The 19945-nt window shown below is 30.5% G+C and carries 22 protein-coding genes, 1 tRNA gene and 1 other annotated feature; of the genes, 20 read left to right on the top strand and 3 right to left on the bottom strand.

Annotated elements, in window-relative coordinates:
- Nucleotides 1-7: 7 nt before the first annotated feature.
- The 3 genes from ACZ5TJ_RS14320 to ACZ5TJ_RS14310 all read left to right on the top strand — a co-directional run bounded on the left by ACZ5TJ_RS14320 (nucleotide 8) and on the right by ACZ5TJ_RS14310 (nucleotide 3790).
- Nucleotides 8-2443 carry an ATP-dependent Clp protease ATP-binding subunit gene (locus ACZ5TJ_RS14320; RefSeq protein WP_464200504.1) on the top strand — a complete coding sequence of 812 codons (2436 nt, stop codon included), beginning with the start codon at nucleotides 8-10 and terminating at the stop codon, nucleotides 2441-2443.
- A gap of 176 nt (nucleotides 2444-2619) precedes the next feature.
- Nucleotides 2620-3555 (top strand): thioredoxin-disulfide reductase, encoded by a 936-nt coding sequence (gene trxB, locus ACZ5TJ_RS14315; protein WP_464200503.1) that lies wholly within the window; start codon nucleotides 2620-2622, stop codon nucleotides 3553-3555.
- Between the two features lie 10 nt (nucleotides 3556-3565).
- The gene (locus ACZ5TJ_RS14310) at nucleotides 3566-3790 is read left to right on the top strand and encodes a glutaredoxin family protein (protein ID WP_464200501.1); all 225 of its coding nucleotides are present in this window, start codon (nucleotides 3566-3568) and stop codon (nucleotides 3788-3790) included.
- 48 nt (nucleotides 3791-3838) lie between these two features.
- Here the strand turns inward: ACZ5TJ_RS14310 and ACZ5TJ_RS14305 are convergent, their stop codons facing one another.
- Together ACZ5TJ_RS14305 and ACZ5TJ_RS14300 are read right to left on the bottom strand one after the other, a co-directional pair.
- On the bottom strand, nucleotides 3839-4072 hold the full coding sequence (locus ACZ5TJ_RS14305; RefSeq protein ID WP_039312723.1) for a glutaredoxin family protein: 234 nt from the start codon (nucleotides 4070-4072) through the stop codon (nucleotides 3839-3841).
- Between the two features lie 122 nt (nucleotides 4073-4194).
- The gene (locus ACZ5TJ_RS14300; protein WP_464200500.1) at nucleotides 4195-4371 is read right to left on the bottom strand and encodes a hypothetical protein; all 177 of its coding nucleotides are present in this window, start codon (nucleotides 4369-4371) and stop codon (nucleotides 4195-4197) included.
- Nucleotides 4372-4509: 138 nt separating this feature from the next.
- Between ACZ5TJ_RS14300 and ACZ5TJ_RS14295 the strand changes: the two genes are divergently transcribed.
- The 4 genes from ACZ5TJ_RS14295 (at nucleotide 4510) to disA (ending at nucleotide 8582) form a co-directional block, all read left to right on the top strand.
- The gene (locus tag ACZ5TJ_RS14295) at nucleotides 4510-5232 is read left to right on the top strand and encodes a GntR family transcriptional regulator (RefSeq protein WP_464200499.1); all 723 of its coding nucleotides are present in this window, start codon (nucleotides 4510-4512) and stop codon (nucleotides 5230-5232) included.
- Nucleotides 5229-5957, top strand: coding sequence for a glucosamine-6-phosphate deaminase (gene nagB / locus ACZ5TJ_RS14290; RefSeq protein ID WP_464200498.1), 729 nt, complete (start codon nucleotides 5229-5231; stop codon nucleotides 5955-5957). The genes ACZ5TJ_RS14295 and nagB overlap by 4 nt, the downstream gene beginning before the upstream one ends.
- Nucleotides 5958-6133: 176 nt before the next feature.
- A complete protein-coding gene (gene radA / locus ACZ5TJ_RS14285; RefSeq protein WP_039312733.1) occupies nucleotides 6134-7501 on the top strand; it encodes a DNA repair protein RadA in 1368 nt (455 codons plus the stop codon).
- Nucleotides 7502-7517: 16 nt separating this feature from the next.
- Nucleotides 7518-8582 carry a DNA integrity scanning diadenylate cyclase DisA gene (disA, locus tag ACZ5TJ_RS14280; RefSeq protein WP_464200497.1) on the top strand — a complete coding sequence of 355 codons (1065 nt, stop codon included), beginning with the start codon at nucleotides 7518-7520 and terminating at the stop codon, nucleotides 8580-8582.
- Between the two features lie 71 nt (nucleotides 8583-8653).
- Here disA and ACZ5TJ_RS14275 read toward each other — a convergent pair whose 3' ends face one another.
- Complete coding sequence (locus ACZ5TJ_RS14275; RefSeq protein ID WP_045726313.1) at nucleotides 8654-9052, bottom strand: nucleoside triphosphate pyrophosphohydrolase family protein; 399 nt, start codon at nucleotides 9050-9052, stop codon at nucleotides 8654-8656.
- Nucleotides 9053-9363: 311 nt separating this feature from the next.
- On the opposite strand from ACZ5TJ_RS14275, the gene ACZ5TJ_RS14270 reads away from it, so the two are divergent.
- From ACZ5TJ_RS14270 to nusG, 13 genes are all read left to right on the top strand, one after another.
- Nucleotides 9364-10479 (top strand): PIN/TRAM domain-containing protein, encoded by a 1116-nt coding sequence (locus ACZ5TJ_RS14270; protein WP_464200496.1) that lies wholly within the window; start codon nucleotides 9364-9366, stop codon nucleotides 10477-10479.
- Between the two features lie 15 nt (nucleotides 10480-10494).
- Nucleotides 10495-11175: a 2-C-methyl-D-erythritol 4-phosphate cytidylyltransferase gene (gene ispD / locus ACZ5TJ_RS14265; RefSeq protein WP_464200495.1), complete on the top strand. Its 681-nt coding sequence runs from the start codon at nucleotides 10495-10497 to the stop codon at nucleotides 11173-11175.
- A 63-nt stretch (nucleotides 11176-11238) separates the two neighbouring features.
- Nucleotides 11239-11424 (top strand) — a binding site (T-box leader).
- Nucleotides 11425-11482: 58 nt separating this feature from the next.
- On the top strand, nucleotides 11483-13198 hold the full coding sequence (locus ACZ5TJ_RS14260) for a proline--tRNA ligase (RefSeq protein WP_464200494.1): 1716 nt from the start codon (nucleotides 11483-11485) through the stop codon (nucleotides 13196-13198).
- A 15-nt stretch (nucleotides 13199-13213) separates the two neighbouring features.
- Nucleotides 13214-14617 carry a cysteine--tRNA ligase gene (gene cysS, locus ACZ5TJ_RS14255; RefSeq protein WP_464200493.1) on the top strand — a complete coding sequence of 468 codons (1404 nt, stop codon included), beginning with the start codon at nucleotides 13214-13216 and terminating at the stop codon, nucleotides 14615-14617.
- 50 nt (nucleotides 14618-14667) lie between these two features.
- Entirely contained in the window at nucleotides 14668-15084 is a 417-nt protein-coding gene (locus ACZ5TJ_RS14250) for a Mini-ribonuclease 3 (protein ID WP_039312754.1), read from the top strand.
- A gap of 35 nt (nucleotides 15085-15119) precedes the next feature.
- A complete protein-coding gene (gene rlmB, locus ACZ5TJ_RS14245) occupies nucleotides 15120-16049 on the top strand; it encodes a 23S rRNA (guanosine(2251)-2'-O)-methyltransferase RlmB (protein WP_464200492.1) in 930 nt (309 codons plus the stop codon).
- A 14-nt stretch (nucleotides 16050-16063) separates the two neighbouring features.
- Complete coding sequence (locus tag ACZ5TJ_RS14240) at nucleotides 16064-16576, top strand: NYN domain-containing protein (protein ID WP_464200491.1); 513 nt, start codon at nucleotides 16064-16066, stop codon at nucleotides 16574-16576.
- A 93-nt stretch (nucleotides 16577-16669) separates the two neighbouring features.
- Nucleotides 16670-17290, top strand: a complete 621-nt coding sequence (gene sigH / locus ACZ5TJ_RS14235; protein WP_464200490.1) for an RNA polymerase sporulation sigma factor SigH — start codon at nucleotides 16670-16672, stop codon at nucleotides 17288-17290.
- A 77-nt stretch (nucleotides 17291-17367) separates the two neighbouring features.
- Nucleotides 17368-17443 (top strand) — tRNA-Thr (locus tag ACZ5TJ_RS14230).
- A gap of 62 nt (nucleotides 17444-17505) precedes the next feature.
- Nucleotides 17506-18699, top strand: a complete 1194-nt coding sequence (tuf, locus tag ACZ5TJ_RS14225; protein WP_464200489.1) for an elongation factor Tu — start codon at nucleotides 17506-17508, stop codon at nucleotides 18697-18699.
- A 226-nt stretch (nucleotides 18700-18925) separates the two neighbouring features.
- The gene (rpmG, locus tag ACZ5TJ_RS14220) at nucleotides 18926-19075 is read left to right on the top strand and encodes a 50S ribosomal protein L33 (protein WP_039312763.1); all 150 of its coding nucleotides are present in this window, start codon (nucleotides 18926-18928) and stop codon (nucleotides 19073-19075) included.
- Nucleotides 19076-19126: 51 nt separating this feature from the next.
- Nucleotides 19127-19357 (top strand): preprotein translocase subunit SecE, encoded by a 231-nt coding sequence (gene secE, locus ACZ5TJ_RS14215; protein ID WP_464200487.1) that lies wholly within the window; start codon nucleotides 19127-19129, stop codon nucleotides 19355-19357.
- Between the two features lie 30 nt (nucleotides 19358-19387).
- Entirely contained in the window at nucleotides 19388-19909 is a 522-nt protein-coding gene (gene nusG, locus ACZ5TJ_RS14210; protein ID WP_039312769.1) for a transcription termination/antitermination protein NusG, read from the top strand.
- Nucleotides 19910-19945: the final 36 nt, after the last annotated feature.

Below are 19945 nucleotides of genomic sequence, written 5' to 3'. Positions count from 1 at the left end.
TTATAAAATGAGTAATGGGAGATTTACAGAGAGAACTCAAACTGTGATCTTAGAAGCTAGAAAAGAATCTAGGGATTTTAAACATGGGTATATAGGAACTGAACATATACTACTTGGAATTTTAAATGAAGGTGGATATGCAGCAAGTGTATTAAATAAAAATAATATATACTCTAAAGATATACGAGAAAAAATAGAATCTTATTTAGGATATGGAGAAATTGAAGTTTTATCATCTGATTTATTATTAACACCTAGAACAAAGCATCTTTTAGATGTAAGTTTTGAGGAAGTCAAAAATTTTAATCACAAATATGTAAATCCAGAACACATATTACTTTCCTTATTAAAAGAAGAAGACGGAGTTGCATATACAATATTAACTCAATTGCAAGCAGATATAAAAAGTATAAAAAATGATATTTATACTTTCCTTGAAGAAAAAGATGATGAAGTTTTAATACAAGATGAAGAGGAAGAAGATATATTTGAGAATATGCCAAATCTTAAAAAATATAGTGTAAATATGACTAAAATAGCAAAGGAATGTGGCTATGATCCAGTTATAGGAAGAGATAAAGAAACTCAAAGGGTTTTAGAGATATTATGTAGAAGAGCTAAGAATAATCCTTGTTTAATTGGAGAACCTGGAGTAGGTAAAACTGCTGTAGTTGAAGGATTAGCTCAAAAGATTTCAAATGGAAATATTCCTGAAATATTAAGAGATAAACAAATATTTTCTTTAGATTTAACTAATATAATTGCAGGGGCAAAATATAGAGGTGAATTTGAAGATAGATTAAAAAAGATTGTAGAAGAAGTTAAAGGAAATAAAAATATAATATTATTTATAGATGAAATACACACAATAATTGGAGCTGGTGGTGCAGAAGGTGCAATAGATGCTTCAAATATATTAAAGCCATCTTTAGCAAGAGGTGATATACAATGTATTGGAGCAACAACAATAGATGAATATAGAAAATATATAGAAAAGGATTTAGCATTAGAGAGAAGATTCCAACCAGTAACTATTGGAGAGCCAACTAAAGAAGAAACATTAAGAATATTAATGGGACTTAGAGATAAGTATGAAGCTCATCATAGAACTAAAATTACAGATGAGGCTATAAATGCTTCTATTGAAATGGCAGATAGATATATTGTAGACAGGTTCATGCCTGATAAAGCGATAGATTTAATTGATGAGGCATCAGCGAAAGTTAGAATAGAAACTCTTGTAACGCCGACAGACCTCAAAGATTTAGAAGAAGAGATTCAAATAATTATTAAAGAAAAAGAAGAAGCAATAAGAATTCAAGAATTTGAAAAGGCAGCATCACTTAGGGATGAAGAAAAGAGACTAAAGAAAGAACTAAATAGTAGATTTGGAGCTTGGAATAGAAATAATTCAGTAAATACATTAGTTGTGCAAGCTGAAGATATAGCAAAAGTTGTTTCAAGTTGGACTAATATACCAGTTGAAAAAATAACTGAAAAGGAAAGCGAAAGATTATTAAAATTAGAAGAAAGACTTCATAAAAGAGTTATTGGTCAAGAAGATGCAGTAACTTCAATTGCAAGAGCAATAAGAAGAGCAAGAGTTGGACTTCAAGATCCAAATAGACCTATAGGAAGTTTCATATTCTTAGGACCTACTGGGGTTGGGAAAAGTGAACTTTGCAAGGCGTTAGCAGAGGCTGTATTTGGCGAAGAAAATAATATGATAAGAATAGATATGTCAGAATATATGGAGAAACATTCAGTATCTAGACTTATAGGAGCACCTCCAGGATATATAGGCTATGAAGAAGGAGGACAATTAACTGAGGCAGTTAGAAGAAGACCTTATTCAGTTATATTGTTAGATGAAATTGAAAAAGCACATTCAGATGTATTTAATATATTACTTCAAATATTAGAAGATGGAAGATTGACAGATGGAAAAGGAAAAGTAGTAAACTTTAAAAATACAATAATCATAATGACATCAAATTTAGGAGCTCATAGTATTAATAAACAAAGAAATATGGGATTCTTAAATTCAGACAAAAAAGAAGATTACGATTCTATGAAAGAAAAAATATTAGAAGATTTAAAAAAGAATTTTAAGCCAGAGTTTTTAAATAGAGTCGATGATACTATAGTATTCCATAAACTTGAAAGAAATGATATGAAAAATATACTAGATGTAATGCTTAATGATATGAAACATAGATTAGAAAAGAATAATATGAAAGTAGTATTTAAAGAGGATATAAAAGATTATTTACTAAATAAATGTAAGGATAATGAATATGGAGCAAGACCATTTAGAAGAATAATAACTAAAGAAATAGAAGATAAATTAAGCGAGGAAATATTAAGAGGAAATGTTATTAAAGGAGAAAGTCTAGAAGTATTCGTAGATAGCAGCGGTGTAGAATTTAAGAATATAAGTTAATTGGAGAAAAAAGGAGCTAATATAAAGCTCCTTTTTTGATAAAAATAATATAGATATTTAAAAATGATGAATAATATGAAAATGATTATTAATAATAATATCTATTGAAAAGAATTCATATAATGATATAATAGAAGTATAAGAATATACCCCCTGGGGGTAAGGAGGAGAATCCTATGTCAAAAGAAATAAAGAATATTGATTTAATGATAATTGGTGGAGGTCCAGCAGGTCTTTCATCAGCTATATATGCATCAAGAGCTAGACTGGATATGCTATTACTAGAAGATAAAGTTATGGGCGGCCAAGTTAGAAATAGCTTTGTAGTAGAAAATTATCCAGGGTTTAAAAAAATATCAGGTGCAGAACTTGCAGATTTAATGCAAGAACAAGCAGAAGCACTTGGAGCAAATATAGATGAATTTGATATTATAGAAAAAGTTGAATTTACAAATACAGAAAAAGTAGTAGAAACAGATGATTATATATACAAACCAAAGGCAGTAATAATAGCAACTGGTGCATCTCCAAGAAAATTACCTGCAAAGAATTCTGAAGAATTTGAAGGTAAGGGAATACATTATTGTGCGGTATGTGATGGTGCAATGTATCAAGATAAAGTTGTTGCAGTAGTAGGTGGAGGAAATTCAGCACTAGAAGAAGCAATATTTTTAACAAACTTTGCAAAAAAAGTTTATATTATAAGAAGATATGATTACTTCAGAGGTGAAAAAGCTGTACTTGAAGCAGTTGAAAAGAATGAAAAAATAGAAATTCTTTATAATGAAGATTTAATAGCTGTTGAAGGTAGTGAATTCTTAGAAAGAGCAGTAATTAAAAATACTTTAAATGGAGAAGAAAAGAAGATAGAACTAGATGGAATATTTGGTTCAATAGGTAATGAACCAATGGTTAATCTATTTAAAGAATATATAGAAGTAAATGAAAGAAACTTTATAATAACAGACGAGCATATGAGAACAAATGTAGAAGGAGTATATGCTGTTGGTGATGTAAGAGAAAAAGAATATAGACAAATAACAACAGCAGTTGCAGATGGAACAATTGCAGCGCTAGAAGCAGAAAAATATATTAATAAAATAAAAGGATAAGGTGATTAATATGGTAAAAATTTATTCAACATCATGGTGCCCATCATGCGTAAAGGCTAAGAAATATTTAAATATGAAGGGAATTGAATTTCAAGAAATAAATGTAGCAGATAAGCACGAAGATAGAAATGAAGTTCAAAAAGTTTCAGGACAAAGAACAGTACCAGTACTAGATATTAATGGTGAAATAATTGTTGGTTTTGATAAAAGAGCAATAGATGCAGCTATTAAATAGCGACAAAAAAGCTTCTAATTAAATTAATTAGAAGCTTTTTTTATTTAATTAAGAATTTTTTGATAATGCTTTATCAATAGCTGGCTTATCAAAACCTACTATGATAGTTCCGTTTATGTCTAATACAGGAACTCCCATTTGTTTTGACTTTGATACCATTTCTTCTCTTGCATTCATATCATCTTGTACGTTTAATTCAGTATAATCGACGCCTTTTTTTTGTAAGTAGCTTTTAGCTTTTACACACCAAGGGCATGAATTAGTTGTAAATACTTTTATCATATGTCAACCCTCCTAGGTTAATAATAATTATTATTAGATATATTTTCTTAATTTTAACGCAAAAATTAAGAAAATTCAATGCTATTAATATGTATATTGTGTAACTTAATTAAAGATTACAATTATTTTATAATATCTTCATTTTCTAAGTTTGAATTCATTATAAAGTTGGTAACGTCACTATCTGATATATAATTAGAATATGTTGAACTAACATCTTTTGTTACAGGATTTTTCAATATATTATATCCTTGACTTTCATTAGAAATTGAATTAAAAAGCTTTGTTTTATCAATCATAGTATCATCATCTCCTTATAAATTGTATAATTATTATTTGTATAAAAGAAAATTATTATGCTAAAAATAAATATTATTTGTATAGTGGTCTAGACAACTATAGTTTACTGGTATATAATTAATTAAGGAGGAACAGATATGATAGATAAAAATAGTCCAATCCCAGTTTATTTTCAATTAAAAGAAGACATTTTAAAGAAAATCTCAGAAGGATATTGGAAAGTTGGAGAATGCATTGATAGTGAAAGAGAATTAGCAGAACACTATGAAGTTAGCAGGATGACAATTAGACAAGCTTTAGGAGAATTAGTCCAAGATGGAATATTAATAAGAGAAAAAGGGAAGGGAACATTCGTCTGTGAACCTAAAGTAAAACAACAAGATGTTATGAGTTTTACTGATATTGTAGAAAAAGTTGGAGGTAATCTAGAAACAGAGGTTCTAGAGTTTGAGCTTATAGATACCCCATCAGAATTTAAAGATATATTAAAAGATGACAAGGTATATAGGATTAATAGAATGAGAAAAGTTGATGGTGAATGCATAGCAATGGAACTTGTACATATATCACCAAGGATATGTGGAAATCTAGAGAGTGCAGATCTTACTGGATCATTATTTAAAATAATAGAAGAAAATGGTCATTTTATAAATCATTCTGAATCATCAATTAAAGCAATTGTAATGGATGATTATTATAAAAAGATGTTTAAGGTTTCAAAAACTCTTCCATTAATAAGTACATTTGGTACAACTCTAGATGAAAATGACAATGTGTTATTTGTAGAAGAATCTATCTATAGATCTGATAAATATGTATTACAAGTCAATATTTCAAGGAGAGAGGGGAAATTTAAATGAAATTAATAGTAGTTAAAGATTATGATGCAATGAGCAAAGAAGCAGCTTTAGAAATGGCAAATGTTATAAATAATAAACCAAATGCAGTTTTAGGACTTGCAACAGGTGGAACTCCAATTGGAATGTATAAAGAATTAATCAAGATGAACAAAGAAGGAAAGATTGATTTTTCAAACATAACTACAGTAAATCTTGATGAGTATATAGGCTTATCAGGAGAACATGAACAAAGCTACAGATACTTTATGAATAAAAACTTATTTGATCATATAAATATAAATAAAAAGAATACTTTTGTACCAAATGGACTAGCTAAAGATATAGCTAAAGAAGGTAGAGAATACGATAGAATGATAGATGAACTTGGTGGAACTGATATCCAATTACTTGGAGTTGGAAACAATGGGCATATAGCATTTAATGAACCAGGAGGTAGCTTAGTTTCTGGAACTCATTTAACTGACTTAACAGAAAGTACAATAGAAGCTAATTCAAGATTCTTTGAATCAATGGATGAAGTGCCAAAGACAGCTATAACTATGGGACTTGGACAAATAATGAAATCAAAAAAGATTTTATTAATAGCTAGTGGAGAAAGTAAAGCAGAAGCTATGAAGATGTTATTTAGCGGAAAAATAACTAGTGAATGTCCTGTTACAATGCTTAATATGCACAGAGATGTTGTAGTAGTTTTAGATGAAGCAGCAGCTAAATATGTAAAATAATTAACTAGACATTATAAAAGGATTATCAAGAAATAAAAAAATTACTTGATAATCCTTTTTTGTATAATTAAACTATATAAAAAATAATTTAAACATATTATATTATTATAATTGTATGGTATTATAATATAAGTAGGTTATAAGTTTACAATAGACAAAGAGTAGAGGGTGTTTTAATGGCGAAGATAAAATCAATATTTATTTGCCAAGAATGTGGGTATGAATCTGCAAAATGGTTAGGAAAATGTCCATCTTGTAATTCATGGAATACATTTGTTGAAGAAGTAAGAGATAATAAAGTTCAGGCTAAAAATGATATAGTAAAAAGACTTACTCCAGAAAATATGCCAAAGAGTATAGGAAATATAAAATCCGGAGAAAAAGAAAGATATGATACAGGAATAAATGAATTAAATAGAGTACTTGGAGGTGGGCTTGTAAAAGGTTCATTAACTCTAATTTCAGGTGATCCCGGTATTGGTAAGTCAACGCTTTTACTTCAAACTGCAAACAATATTGCAAAAAAGTATGGGAAAGTATTATATGTATCAGGTGAAGAGTCTGAAGAGCAAATAAAAATAAGAGGCGATAGGTTAGGTGTTGCATCTAATGAATTATATATTGTGTCAGAAACCAACCTAGATACAATAGAAGCATACATAGATGAACTTCAACCTAAATTTGTTATAATTGACTCTATTCAAACTGTCTATAAAGAAGGCGTTACATCTGCTCCAGGTAGTGTATCACAAGTTAAGGAATGTTCTAATCAAATGATGAGAATTGGTAAGCAAAAAAATATCCCGTTATTTATAGTAGCACATGTTACTAAACAAGGAGAGCTTGCAGGACCTAGAGTGTTAGAACATATGGTAGATACAGTACTTTATTTTGAAGGTGAAAGAACAGAAGAGTTTAGAATTTTAAGAACTATGAAAAATAGATTTGGAACTACAAGTGAGATTGGTGTATTTGAAATGAGACAAGAAGGACTTGTTGAAATATATGACCCTTCAAGTATATTCCTTGAAGACACAACATTTAATCAAGAAGGTTCAGTTGTAATTGGAATAATGGAAGGAACTAGACCAATACTTGTAGAAGTTCAGGCGTTAGTTACTGAAACTAAAGCAGTAATGCCAAGAAGAACAGCAGTAGGGCTTGATAATCAAAGGTTGAGTTTAATACTTGCAGTGTTAGAGAAAAAACTACGAATACCTTTTTATAATCATGATGTGTATGTGAACGTAGTTGGAGGTCTTAACTTAGATGGAACAATGGCAGACCTTGGAGTTGCAATAGCACTTTTATCAAGTATGAAAGGTAAAGGAATAAAGCTTCCTAAAGTACTTGTAATTGGAGAAGTTGGATTAACTGGAGAAATAAGACCGATATCATCAGTAGAAAGACTTGTTAATGAAGCTGAAAAGATGGGATTTGAAAATGCGATAATACCATTTAGAAATAAAGATAAAGTAATGAATAAATCGATAAATATTATAGGCATAAATAACATAAGAGAAGCAATAAGTAAGATATTCTAGGAGAATAGGTGAATATATGAGGTTAGAAAGAGATGTTGAAATCAAAAATATATTAAAAATCATGTGTCCTGGCACTCCATTAAGGGAAGGACTTGAAAATATTCTAAGAGCAAAAACCGGAGGACTTATAGTTCTTGGAGATGATGAAGATGTTATGAAAATTGTAGATGGTGGCTTTACAATCAATTCAGAATACTCTCCTGCGTATGTTTATGAATTAGCTAAAATGGATGGTGCAATTGTATTAAGTAAAGACTTAAAAAAGATTGTATGCGCAAATGCACAATTAGTGCCTAGTGCCTCAATTCCTACATTTGAAACAGGAACTAGACATAGAACTGCACAAAGAGTTGCAAGAGAAACTGGAAGAATAGTTGTTGCTATATCTCAAAGAAGAAATATAATAACTGTTTACAAAGGTGAAATGAAATATGTATTAAGAGATAGTAGTGTGATACTTGGAAGATCAAATCAAGCTATTCAAACTCTAGAAAAATATGTTTCAGTACTTGAAAGAGTAATAAATAATTTAAATCTTTTAGAGTTCCAAGACTTAACAACGCTTTTTGATGTTGTTACAGCAATTCAAAGAACTGAAATGGTTATGAGAATTGTTGAGGAGATAAGAGTTTATATATTAGAGCTTGGAAATGAAGGGAGACTTATCTCAATGCAATTAAATGAGCTTATTAAAAATATAGAAAGAGATGGAATATATTTAATAAGAGATTACATTGAAGCAGATAAAGATTACGAAGAAATATATAATAATATTCAAAATCTAACATCTGAAGAGCTTATAGATTTAGAGTCTATAGCTAGAGTATTAGGATATGGTTATGCACCATTAGTAGATACATTAATATCACCAAAAGGTTATAGAATGCTTAGTAAAATCCCTAGAATACCATCAACTGTTAGAGATAATTTAATAAATCAATTTGAAAGCTTTAATAAAATAATTGAAGCAGATATTGATGATTTAGATAAAGTAGATGGAATTGGAGAAGCGAGAGCTAAGGCTATAAAAAATGGACTTAGAAGGATGAATGAGCAAATTTCATTAAAAGTAGAATTATAAAATATATTTAAATATAAAAAAGCGATATCTTAGTAAGATATCGCTTTTAAATTTATTCTCAATAGTATATATTATCTAAATGTAAATTTACCAAGTGTAGTAACTTTGTCATTTTCTTTTAGTAAAACATCATATAGGTTTATGTCTAAAACGTTGCAAAGGGATGTAAGGTAAAAAAGGTTATTACCCATTTCACGCTCAATTACTTCACGACAATTATCACATAATTCTCCTTCAATATGATTTTTAAAGCAATCAGTAAGATTTTCAAATGAATCTTCATCTGTTGGCAGACACTGTTTGCTAGCATTTATCTTTATGCATCCACAAGTAGTGACAGCTTTTATAACAGCCCTATTAACTCTGGCATTAGATTCGGTATATTTACTTAGTGTATCAAGAATACTTTTATGCCTTAATAATGAACCGTTTACAGAGTCTTGAAAATCATCAAAAATAATATCTTTCATTAGTTTCAACTCCTCGCTGATATTTATGTGTCTAAATTAATTATAAAATTACTAGGCAATATTTGTCAATGTACATTCAAGTGAATAATTATTCTTTTTCCTAAGCTTTAATCTAATATTATAATAGATTAATTTAAAAATATAGGGGGTATTTTCAATAATATAATATCATTAATTATTTTAAGAAAATCTTCATTTAAGGGAAGATTTTAATATGCTATAATTAAAAGAAGATATCGTTTAATTTTTTATAAACGATAGGAATGTTATATAATAAAAATGGCAACAATTTAATAAGGAGGTGAAAAAGGATGTTTAAAAAATTTATTAGAGGCATTTTTACAATAATGGGGCTGTTACTTGGTTATATAATTGGAGATTCAGTGTTGAAAATTGAAACTGTAAGAGAGATAGGCTACCTATCAGGTACAGTTGGTCCGGTATTATTTCTTATTTTTATTTCTTTATTATTTGGTATTATATTTTATTTAGTATCTCCGATGATTTACAATTTAATTTATGACCTTATAGAATATACAGAAAAAAATATGAAAAACTTCACTATAGCAGAGATAATATATGGATCCGTTGGAGCTGTTATAGCTTTAATAATTATGTTCTTTGTAGCTAGACCATTAAATGATATGGGTCTAATAGGTTCAATTTTCTATGTATTATTAAATCTATTAAGTGCTGTAATTGGTATGAGAATAATGGTTGTAAAAAAGGATGATATAAATAATGTTATAACATCTATGAAAAAAGTTAATTTATCTAAAGAAAAAATTTCAAAAGATAAAAAGGCTAAAGCATCACAAAAGGCAGGTAAAACAATTCCTAAAGTATTAGATACTTCTGTAATAATTGATGGAAGAATTTTTGATATTTGTGAAACAGGATTTGTTGAAGGTCCATTAGTTATACCAAACTTTGTTCTAGATGAATTAAGACATATATCTGACTCATCAGATTCCCTTAAGAGAACTAGAGGTAGAAGAGGATTAGATATACTAAATAAAATTCAAAAAGAATTAGAAATAGAAACTGAAATTTGGGAGGGAGATTTCCCAAAGATTGCAGAAGTAGATGCTAAACTTTTAAAACTTGCTCAAACTTTAAATGGTAAAGTTGTAACTAATGATTATAACTTAAATAAGGTTGCAGAAGTTCAAGGTGTACCAGTTTTAAATATAAACGAGCTTTCAAATGCTATTAAACCAGTTGTTATACCAGGTGAAGAAATGACAGTAGAAGTTGTTAAAGACGGAAAAGAAGCAAGCCAAGGGGTAGCATATTTAGATGATGGTACTATGATAGTAGTAGAAGGCGGAAGAAAATATATGACAAAAACAATTGGAGTTATAGTTACATCTGTACTTCAAACTGCTGCAGGAAGAATGATATTTGCAAGACCTAAAGACAATTAAAGTGAGGCTAAGATAATGAATAGTGCTATAATTTTATCAGGTGGAAGAGGTAAAAGAATGGGAGCTTCAGTAAGTAAGCAATTTATTGAAGTTAAAGGAAAACCAATTCTTTATTACACTCTTAAAAAATTTATAGAAAATGATTTAATTAATGAGATTATATTAGTTCTTCCTAAAGATGAGATTGAATATTGCAAAAAAGAGATATTAGAAAAGTATGAGCTATCAGTTGACAAAATAGTAGAAGGCGGAAAAGAAAGACAAGATTCAGTTTTAAATGGGCTAAAGGTTTTAAAAGGCACTGATATTGTCTTAATACATGATGGCGCAAGACCATTTGTGTCTAATAAAATAATAGAAGAAGGTATAGAAAGTGCTAAAAAGTTTAAAGCAGCAGCACCAGGAGTTATGCCAAAGGATACAATAAAGATAAAAGATAATAATTCATTCTCTGAGGAAACGTTAAAGAGAGAAGAACTTATAGCGGTTCAAACTCCACAAGTGTTTGATTATAATCTTATATTAGAATGTCATAAGAAGGTTTCAGAGGAAAATATACAAGTTACTGATGATACTATGGTAGTTGAGATGTTTAAACATAAAGTATTTTTATATGATGGTGAGTATACTAATATAAAAATAACAACACCAGAAGATTTAGTTTTAGCTGAATATTTAGCAGATAAATTACAGTAAATAGAGTATATTGACAGTAAATTTTTAAAAAGTTATAATGAGTAAAGTATAATTTTATATTAGTTAAAAACTATGAAGAAGAATAGTAGAAATCGCCACTTTAAGAGAGAGAATTCATAGGCTGTAAGATTCTCAAATAGATTTTGAACCAGCTTCGGAGTAATAGGAAAAAACTATCGGTTTAATACCGTTATCATTATTTAAAGAAAGAAATTTAGGTGGTACCGCGATTTGTTAGTCGCCCTATAGTTAATATAGGGCGGCTTTTTTGTATATTAAATTATTGAAAATTAGGAGGAAAAATATTATGAAAATGTCTAATATGTTAGTTGCAACTTTAAGAGAAGTTCCAGCAGAAGCAGAAATAGCAAGTCATCAATTAATGCTTAGAGCAGGATTAATAAGAAAGATGGCATCAGGAGTGTATAATCACTTACCTTTAGGAGTAAAAGTCCTTAAAAAGGTTGAAAATATAGTAAGAGAAGAAATGGATAATACAGGAGCTCAAGAACTTTTAGCTTCAGCTATAATACCAGCAGAATTATGGCAAGAATCAGGAAGATGGGATGCTTATGGTGCTGAAATGTTTAGAGTAACTGATAGAAATGCTAGAGAATTTTGTCTAGGACCAACACACGAAGAAGTTTTCACAAACATTGTGAGAAATGAAATAAAATCATATAAGCAACTACCATTAAATTTATACCAAATCCAAACAAAGTATAGAGATGAAACTAGACCAAGATTCGGGGTAATGAGATCAAGAGAATTCATAATGAAGGATGCGTATAGCTTTGATAAGAATCAAGAAGGATTAGATTTAGCATATAATAAAATGCATGATGCTTATGTAAATATCTTTAACAGATGTGGATTAGATGCTAAATGTGTTGAAGCTGATTCAGGAGCGATTGGTGGATCAAATTCAGCTGAATTTATGGTTAAATCAGAAGTTGGAGAAGATGATGTAGTATTCTGTACAGAATGTAACTATGCAGCAAACATTGAAAAAGCTGAAGCAGTTGCAGAAAAAGCTGAAGCAGAAGAATTAGTAGCTATGCAAAAAGTAGAAACTCCAAATGTTAGAACTATTGAAGAAGTTTCAGAATTCTTAAAAGTTTCTCCTAAGAAAACAGTAAAAACTTTAATATACAATGTAGATGGAAAGTTAGTTGGTGTTTTAGTTAGAGGAGATAGAGAAGTTAACGAAGTTAAGGTTGCTAATGCAGCTAATGCATCAGGGGATATAGAATTAGCATCTCACGAAGAAGTAATGAGAGCTACTAATGCAGAAACAGGTTTTGCAGGTCCAGTAGGATTAAGAGTAGACTTATTATTAGTAGATGAAGAAGTTTCAAACATGTACAATATGGTTGTTGGAGCTAATGAAACAGGATACCATTTAACAGGAGTTAACTACGGAAGAGAATTTGAAGGTGTAGTTGGAGATTTCAGAAATGTTGAAAATGGTGAAGCTTGTCCAAGATGTGGAAAAGAAGTTGCAATAGCAAGAGGAACTGAAGTAGGACACATTTTCAAACTAGGAACTAAATACTCAGAAGCTATGAATGCTAAATTTATAGATGAAGACGGAAAGGAAAAACCATTCATAATGGGTTGTTATGGAATCGGAGTAACAAGAACAGTTGCTTCAATAATAGAACAACATCATGATGAAAATGGAATCATATGGCCTTTAGAAGTTGCTCCATATCATGTATCTGTAGTTGCTGTTAACTCAAAAGATGAAGATCAAATGAGAATAGCAACAGAAATATATGAAGAATTAAGAGCAATTGGAGTAGATGCACTTCTAGATGATAGAAAAGAAAGAGCAGGGGTTAAATTTAAAGATTCAGAGCTTATGGGAATACCAATGAGAGTTACAGTAGGTAAGAAAATAGGTGACGGAGAAGTTGAATTTAAATTAAGAGCTGGCGGAGAAAATGAAACTATAAAAATAGAAGAAGTTAAAGATAGAGTCAGAGCAGAATTCGCAAAAAACAACCTAAAACTAAGATAGTTAGGAGGAAATAGAATGAAGCTTTATAATACGCTTACAAGAAAGAAAGAAGAATTTGTACCTATAACACCAGGAGAAGTTAAGATGTACGTTTGTGGACCTACAGTATATAACTTCTTCCATATAGGAAATGGTAGAACTTTTATAGTTTTTGATACTATAAGAAGATACTTTGAATACAGAGGATATAAAGTTAAATTTGTTCAAAACTTTACAGATATAGACGATAAAATGATAAAGAGAGCAAATGAAGAAGGTACTTCAGTTAAAAAAGTTGGTGACAAATATATATCTGAATACTATACAGATGCAGATGCCCTAAACATAGAAAGAGCTACAGTTAATCCAAGAGCAACTGAGTATATGAATGAAATAATTAAGTTCGTAAAAGAATTAATTGATAAAGGATATGCTTATGAAGTAGATGGAGATGTATATTTTAGCACTAAGAAGTTCGAAGGATATGGAAAGTTATCAGGACAAAACTTAGAGGATCTTCAAGCAGGAGCTAGAATAAATGTAGATGAAAGAAAGAAAGATCCAATGGATTTTGCTATATGGAAAGCAAAGAAACCAGGTGAACCAGCATGGAAATGCCCATGGGGAGAAGGAAGACCAGGATGGCACATAGAATGTTCATGTATGGCAAAGAATATATTAGGGGATACAATAGATATTCACGCAGGTGGTATGGATTTAGCGTTCCCTCATCATGAAAATGAAATAGCACAAAGTGAAGCATTAACAGGAGAACCATTTGCTCATTATTGGTTACATTCAGCATATGTAAATGTAAATAATAAAAAGATGTCTAAGTCATTAAATAACTTCTTTACAGCAAGAGATGTATTAAAAGAATATAGCTCAGATGTAATTAGATTCTTAATGTTATCATGTCATTACAGAATTCAACTAAACTATAGCAAGGATTTATTAGATTCAGCTAAAGCATCAGTTGAAAGAATGTACAATGCGATAGGAAATCTTGAAAATCTTATTGATGAAGTTTCAAGAGTAGAAATGAATGACGAAGAAAAAAAATACTTAAAGAGCTTAGATAAGTATAGACAAAAATACATTGAAAAGATGGATGATGATTTCAATACAGCAGATGCAATAACTGCAATATTTGATTTAATAAAAGACATCAATACAAATGTAAATTCTGAATCATCAAAAGAATTAGCTGAGGGAGCTTTAGCCTTAATAAGAGAACTTGGAGCACCACTTGGAATGCTACAAGAATCAACTAAAGGTGGAGATTTAGCTGCTGAAGTTGAAGCTTTAATAGAACAAAGACAACAAGCAAGAAAAGATAGAGATTTTGCTCTTGCAGATAAAATAAGAGATGATTTAAAGGACAGAGGAATAGTCCTTGAAGATACTCCACAAGGGGTTAGATGGAAAAAGGTTAATTAATTAAAAAGGGCTGTGCGTTAAGTGCAGCCCTTATTTAAAGGAGAACTATTATGTTAGAAAATTTTAGAACAAGAGAATTTACAAAGGATGAAGCTAGAAGATTAAATCCTCTTCAATTAGCATTAATAGGTGATGCAGTTTATGAAGTATTTATAAGAGGATATGTAATTGCAAACAATACAGAATTATCAGCTCATAAGATTCATAGAGAAGCTATAAACTATGTTAAAGCAAAAGGTCAATCTGATATAATGCATAATATAGAAGATTTACTAAACGAAGAAGAATCATATATATTCAAAAGAGGAAGAAATGCAAAATCAGCTACAGTTCCTAAAAATGCTGACGTAAGAGATTATAGAATGGCAACAGGGTTTGAAGCATTAGTTGGATATCTTTATTTAATAAATGATACTGAAAGACTAGAGTTTGTATTTAATAAAAGTATAGAGACTTGTAAAAAATAATATATATATAATATAAATTTAAGGAGCCATATAATATGACAAGAATAAAGAAAACAAATAGAAACAGAAGAAGAGATGATAATAGATCAAACAGATTTAAAGAAGACAAAAATGCTATAAATAAATTTGAAAAGCCAGTAAGAGAAAAAAGAGAATATAAAGAAACAAGAAGAATGTATGAAAAGCCAGCTAGAGAAAATATAGAAAGAAATAATACAGTAGAATCAGTAAGAGAAGATTTAATAATTGGTAGAAATGCTGTAATGGAAGCTTTAAAAAGTGACAAGACAATAGAAGCATTATATGTTACAAAAGGTCAAAGAGAAGGATCAATAAATGCTATCCTAAGTTTAGCTAAAGAAAATAGAGTTGTAATTAAAGAAGTTGATAAGAAGAAATTAGACTCTATGTCAAACGGGGAAGTACACCAAGGTGCAATAGCAGTTATAACTCCTTATAAATATTTTGAAGTTAAAGATATATTAGATTCAGCAAAAGAAAAAGGAGAAAGCCCATTTATAGTTATACTGGATGAATTAGAAGATCCACACAATTTAGGATCAATAATAAGAACAGCGGAAACATGTGGAGTACATGGTATTATAATTCCAAAGAGAAGAAATGTTGGAGTTACTCCTACTGTATATAAATCATCAGTTGGTGCTGTAGAACATGTAAAAATAGCAAAAGTAACTAATATAAATGCTACAATAGATGAATTAAAAGAAGAAGGCATATGGGTATATGGTGCTGATATAGAAGGAAAAGAGTATAGCTATGAAGTAGATTTTAGTGGACCATGTGCATTAATAATAGGAAGCGAAGGAAGAGGAATATCAAAATTAACTCTTAAAAAGTGTGACAAATTAGTTAAAATTCCTATGATTGGAAAAATAAATTCTTTAAATGCATCAGTTGCTGGTGGTATAATGATGTATGAAGTACTAAAGGGTAGATTGAAATAAAAGAGGGATGAAATGTGAAAATAATATTTATAGATGGATATAATGTTTTAAATTGCTGGCCAGATTTAAAAGAATTAAAGAATGTAAGTTTTGATGGAGCTAGAGATAGATTAGTGGATGTGCTTCATAATTATGGTAGCTATAATAATTGTAAGGTAATATTAGTATTCGATGGATACAAAGTAGCAGGCAATATAGAAAATAAAGAAGAAATAAACAAAAATCTATCTATAGTTTTCACAAAGGATGGAGAAACAGCAGATGCCTATATTGAGAAAGAAGTTCACAATATAGGAAGGAGATATGAGGTTTATGTTGTTACATCAGACTGGTTAGAACAGCAAACTATATTCCAAAGAGGTGCTGTTAGAATGTCATCTCTAGAATTTTATAATGAAGTAATAAAAGTACAGGATAAAATAAGAGTAAAGACTCAAAAAAATATAACTTCTCAAAAAAATCACATTGGTGATAATATAAATGAAGATATACTTATGAAACTTGAAGAAATGCGTAGGAGTCATTAGGTTTGTTGACTTACTTTAATTTACTAATGTATAATATCAAGTATGACAAGGGATTATTAAAGAGGGGAATATGTGGAGAATGGTGGGTATTCTATGACGAAATATTTAGAGTTTGAGGAAAAAAATGATGAAGAAATAGCTATTGAAGCTAAAGGTGGAAATGTAATAGCCCAAGAGTATTTAATAAATAAGTACGAGAGTTTTGTAAAAACAAAGGCAAAATCATATTTTTTAATTGGAGCTGATAGGGAAGATATATATCAAGAGGGAATGATAGGGCTTTATAAGGCTATTAGAGACTTTAACCCCGATAAGCTTTCAACATTTAAAGCTTTTGCAGAGCTTTGTGTTACAAGACAAATAATTACGGCTATAAAGACTGCAACAAGGCAGAAACACATTCCACTAAACACATATATATCGCTTAACAAACCTATATATGAGGAAGAATCAGAAAGAACTCTCCTAGATGTATTAGCAGGATTGAAGATAACTGACCCTGAAGAACTTGTTATAAGCCAAGAAGAAAAAATTAGAATAGAAGATGAAATAGAAAAAGTATTATCTAAGTTAGAACTTAAAGTACTAAATTCGTATCTTGATGGTAAATCATATCAAGAGATTGCATGCGATCTTGATAGGCATGCAAAATCTATAGATAATGCATTACAAAGAGTAAAAAGAAAACTTGAAAAATGCTTAGATCTAAAGTAGTTAATTTTTGTTGACAAACAAAAAAAATGATAGTAAACTTTATAATTGGTATATTAAAGAAAACTCACACGATGAGTGCTCACGTAGCTCAGTTGGCAGAGTGTCGCCTTGGTAAGGCGGAGGTCGTCGGTTCAATCCCGATCGTGAGCTCCAGAACGCAAATAAAGTAGAAAACACTAGGCAAGGTTTATTAGAGTGATAAGGAGGAATTTATAATGTCAAAAGCAAAATTCGAAAGAAGTAAACCACACGTTAACATTGGAACAATAGGTCACGTAGACCACGGTAAAACTACATTAACAGCAGCTATTACAACAGTATTAGCTAACAAGGGATTCGCTGAATCATTCAAATATGACGAAATTGATAAGGCTCCAGAAGAAAAAGAAAGAGGAATCACAATCAACACAGCTCACGTTGAATACGAAACAGACAACAGACACTACGCTCACGTTGACTGTCCAGGACATGCTGACTATGTTAAAAACATGATCACAGGAGCTGCTCAAATGGACGGAGCTATCTTAGTTTGTTCAGCAGCAGACGGTCCAATGCCTCAAACAAGAGAGCACATCCTACTAGCTTCAAGAGTTGGAGTTGACCACATCGTAGTATTCTTAAACAAAGCAGATATGGTTGATGATGAAGAATTATTAGAATTAGTAGAAATGGAAATCAGAGAATTATTAAGCGAATACAACTTCCCAGGAGATGATATTCCAGTAATAACAGGATCAGCTTTAAGAGCTTTAGAAAACCCAACTGATGCAGAAGCAACAGCTTGCATCGACGAATTAATGGCAGCAGTAGATAGCTACATCCCAACTCCAGAAAGAGCAACAGATAAGCCATTCTTAATGCCAATCGAAGATGTATTCACAATCACTGGTAGAGGAACAGTTGCAACAGGAAGAGTTGAAAGAGGTATCTTAACTGTTGGAGCAGAAGTTGAAATCGTAGGAATCAAAGAAGAAATCAAGAAGACTGTAGTAACAGGAATCGAAATGTTCAGAAAGTTATTAGACGAAGCGCAAGCTGGAGATAACGTTGGAGTACTTTTAAGAGGTATCCAAAGAACAGAAATCGAAAGAGGTCAAGTACTTGCTAAACCAGGTACAGTTAACCCACACAAGAAGTTCGTAGGTCAAGTATACGTACTTAAGAAAGAAGAAGGTGGAAGACATACTCCATTCTTCGATGGATACAGACCACAATTCTACTTCAGAACAACTGACGTTACAGGATCAATCAAATTACCAGAAGGAATGGAAATGGTAATGCCAGGAGACCACATAGATATGAACGTTGAATTAATCACTCCAGTAGCAATGGACGAAGGATTAAGATTCGCTATCAGAGAAGGTGGAAGAACTGTAGGTTCAGGAGTTGTTACTAGCATAATAGAATAATCATCTATTAAAATATAATAACAATTTGAATTAAATAGATTAAATTTGTCAAAAATACTTTAAGAAGGACTGGGTAATTTACCTAGTCCTTTACCAAGGACATTTTATTGACAGTTTAAATAAATTGTGATAATGTGAGAAAGTAACTCATAAAGTCACAAAAATAGATAAAGTAAGAGGTGTCAAATCCTCTTAGAATATATATTTAAAACTGGAGGTGCAGACCGTGAGAGTAAAGATAACTTTAGCATGCACAGAGTGTAAACAAAGAAACTATAGCTCAATGAAGAATAAGAAAAATAACCCAGACAGATTAGAAATGCAAAAATACTGCAAATTCTGTAAAAAGCACACTCTTCATAGAGAAACTAAATAGTTAGCGATTAAGTAAAGACACAGACTTACAATATAATAAGGATGTGAGGCTATGGCTGGTAATAATTCAAATGCAAAGAATACTTCAGCTAAAAAAGGTGGAGTAATTCAATTTTTTAAAAATGTTGTGGCTGAGTTCAAAAGAATAACATGGCCATCAAAACAAGAAACAAAAAAAGCATTGATTGCAGTTCTTGGGTTCACTATAGTATATGTTATACTAGTTGGTGGACTAGATTATATTTTTCAAAACCTCTTTCAGGTAGTTTTGAAACTTAAGTAAAGGAGGTTTGGGTGTTAATCACCGATTAATATGAGTGAAAATGCAAGATGGTACGTAGTACATACGTATTCTGGATATGAAAACAAAGTCAAAGTTAATATAGAGAAAGTTGTTGAAAATAGACATCTTGAATCTTTAATTCATGACATCCAAATACCAATGGAGGAAGTAATTGAAGAGAAAGATGGAAAGCAAAAAGTTTCTCTTAAAAAGAAGTTCCCAGGATATGTAATTGTCAAAATGTTAATGACAGACGAATCTTGGTATGTTGTTAGAAACACAAGAGGCGTAACTGGATTTGTAGGACCTGGATCTAAACCAGTTCCCCTTACTGACTACGAGATTGAATCAATGGGAGTTGTAGAATTACCTATGGAAACAGATCTTGAAGTTGGTGAAAGCATAAGAGTTATCTCTGGACCGCTTAGAGAATTCGTAGCTACAATCCAAGAGATAAACCTTGAAAAACAAAAAATTAAAGCTTTAGTTGATATGTTCGGTAGAGAAACATTAGCTGAGCTAGATTTTAATCAAGTAGAAAAATTAGTTTAATATTTAATTTATAAACTAATCTTTTAATTAAGTGGG

It is taken from the genome of Clostridium budayi, from assembly GCF_055396605.1.
Note: the sequence above shows the minus strand (reverse complement) of the source record. Positions and strands in the feature narration are given on the sequence as shown.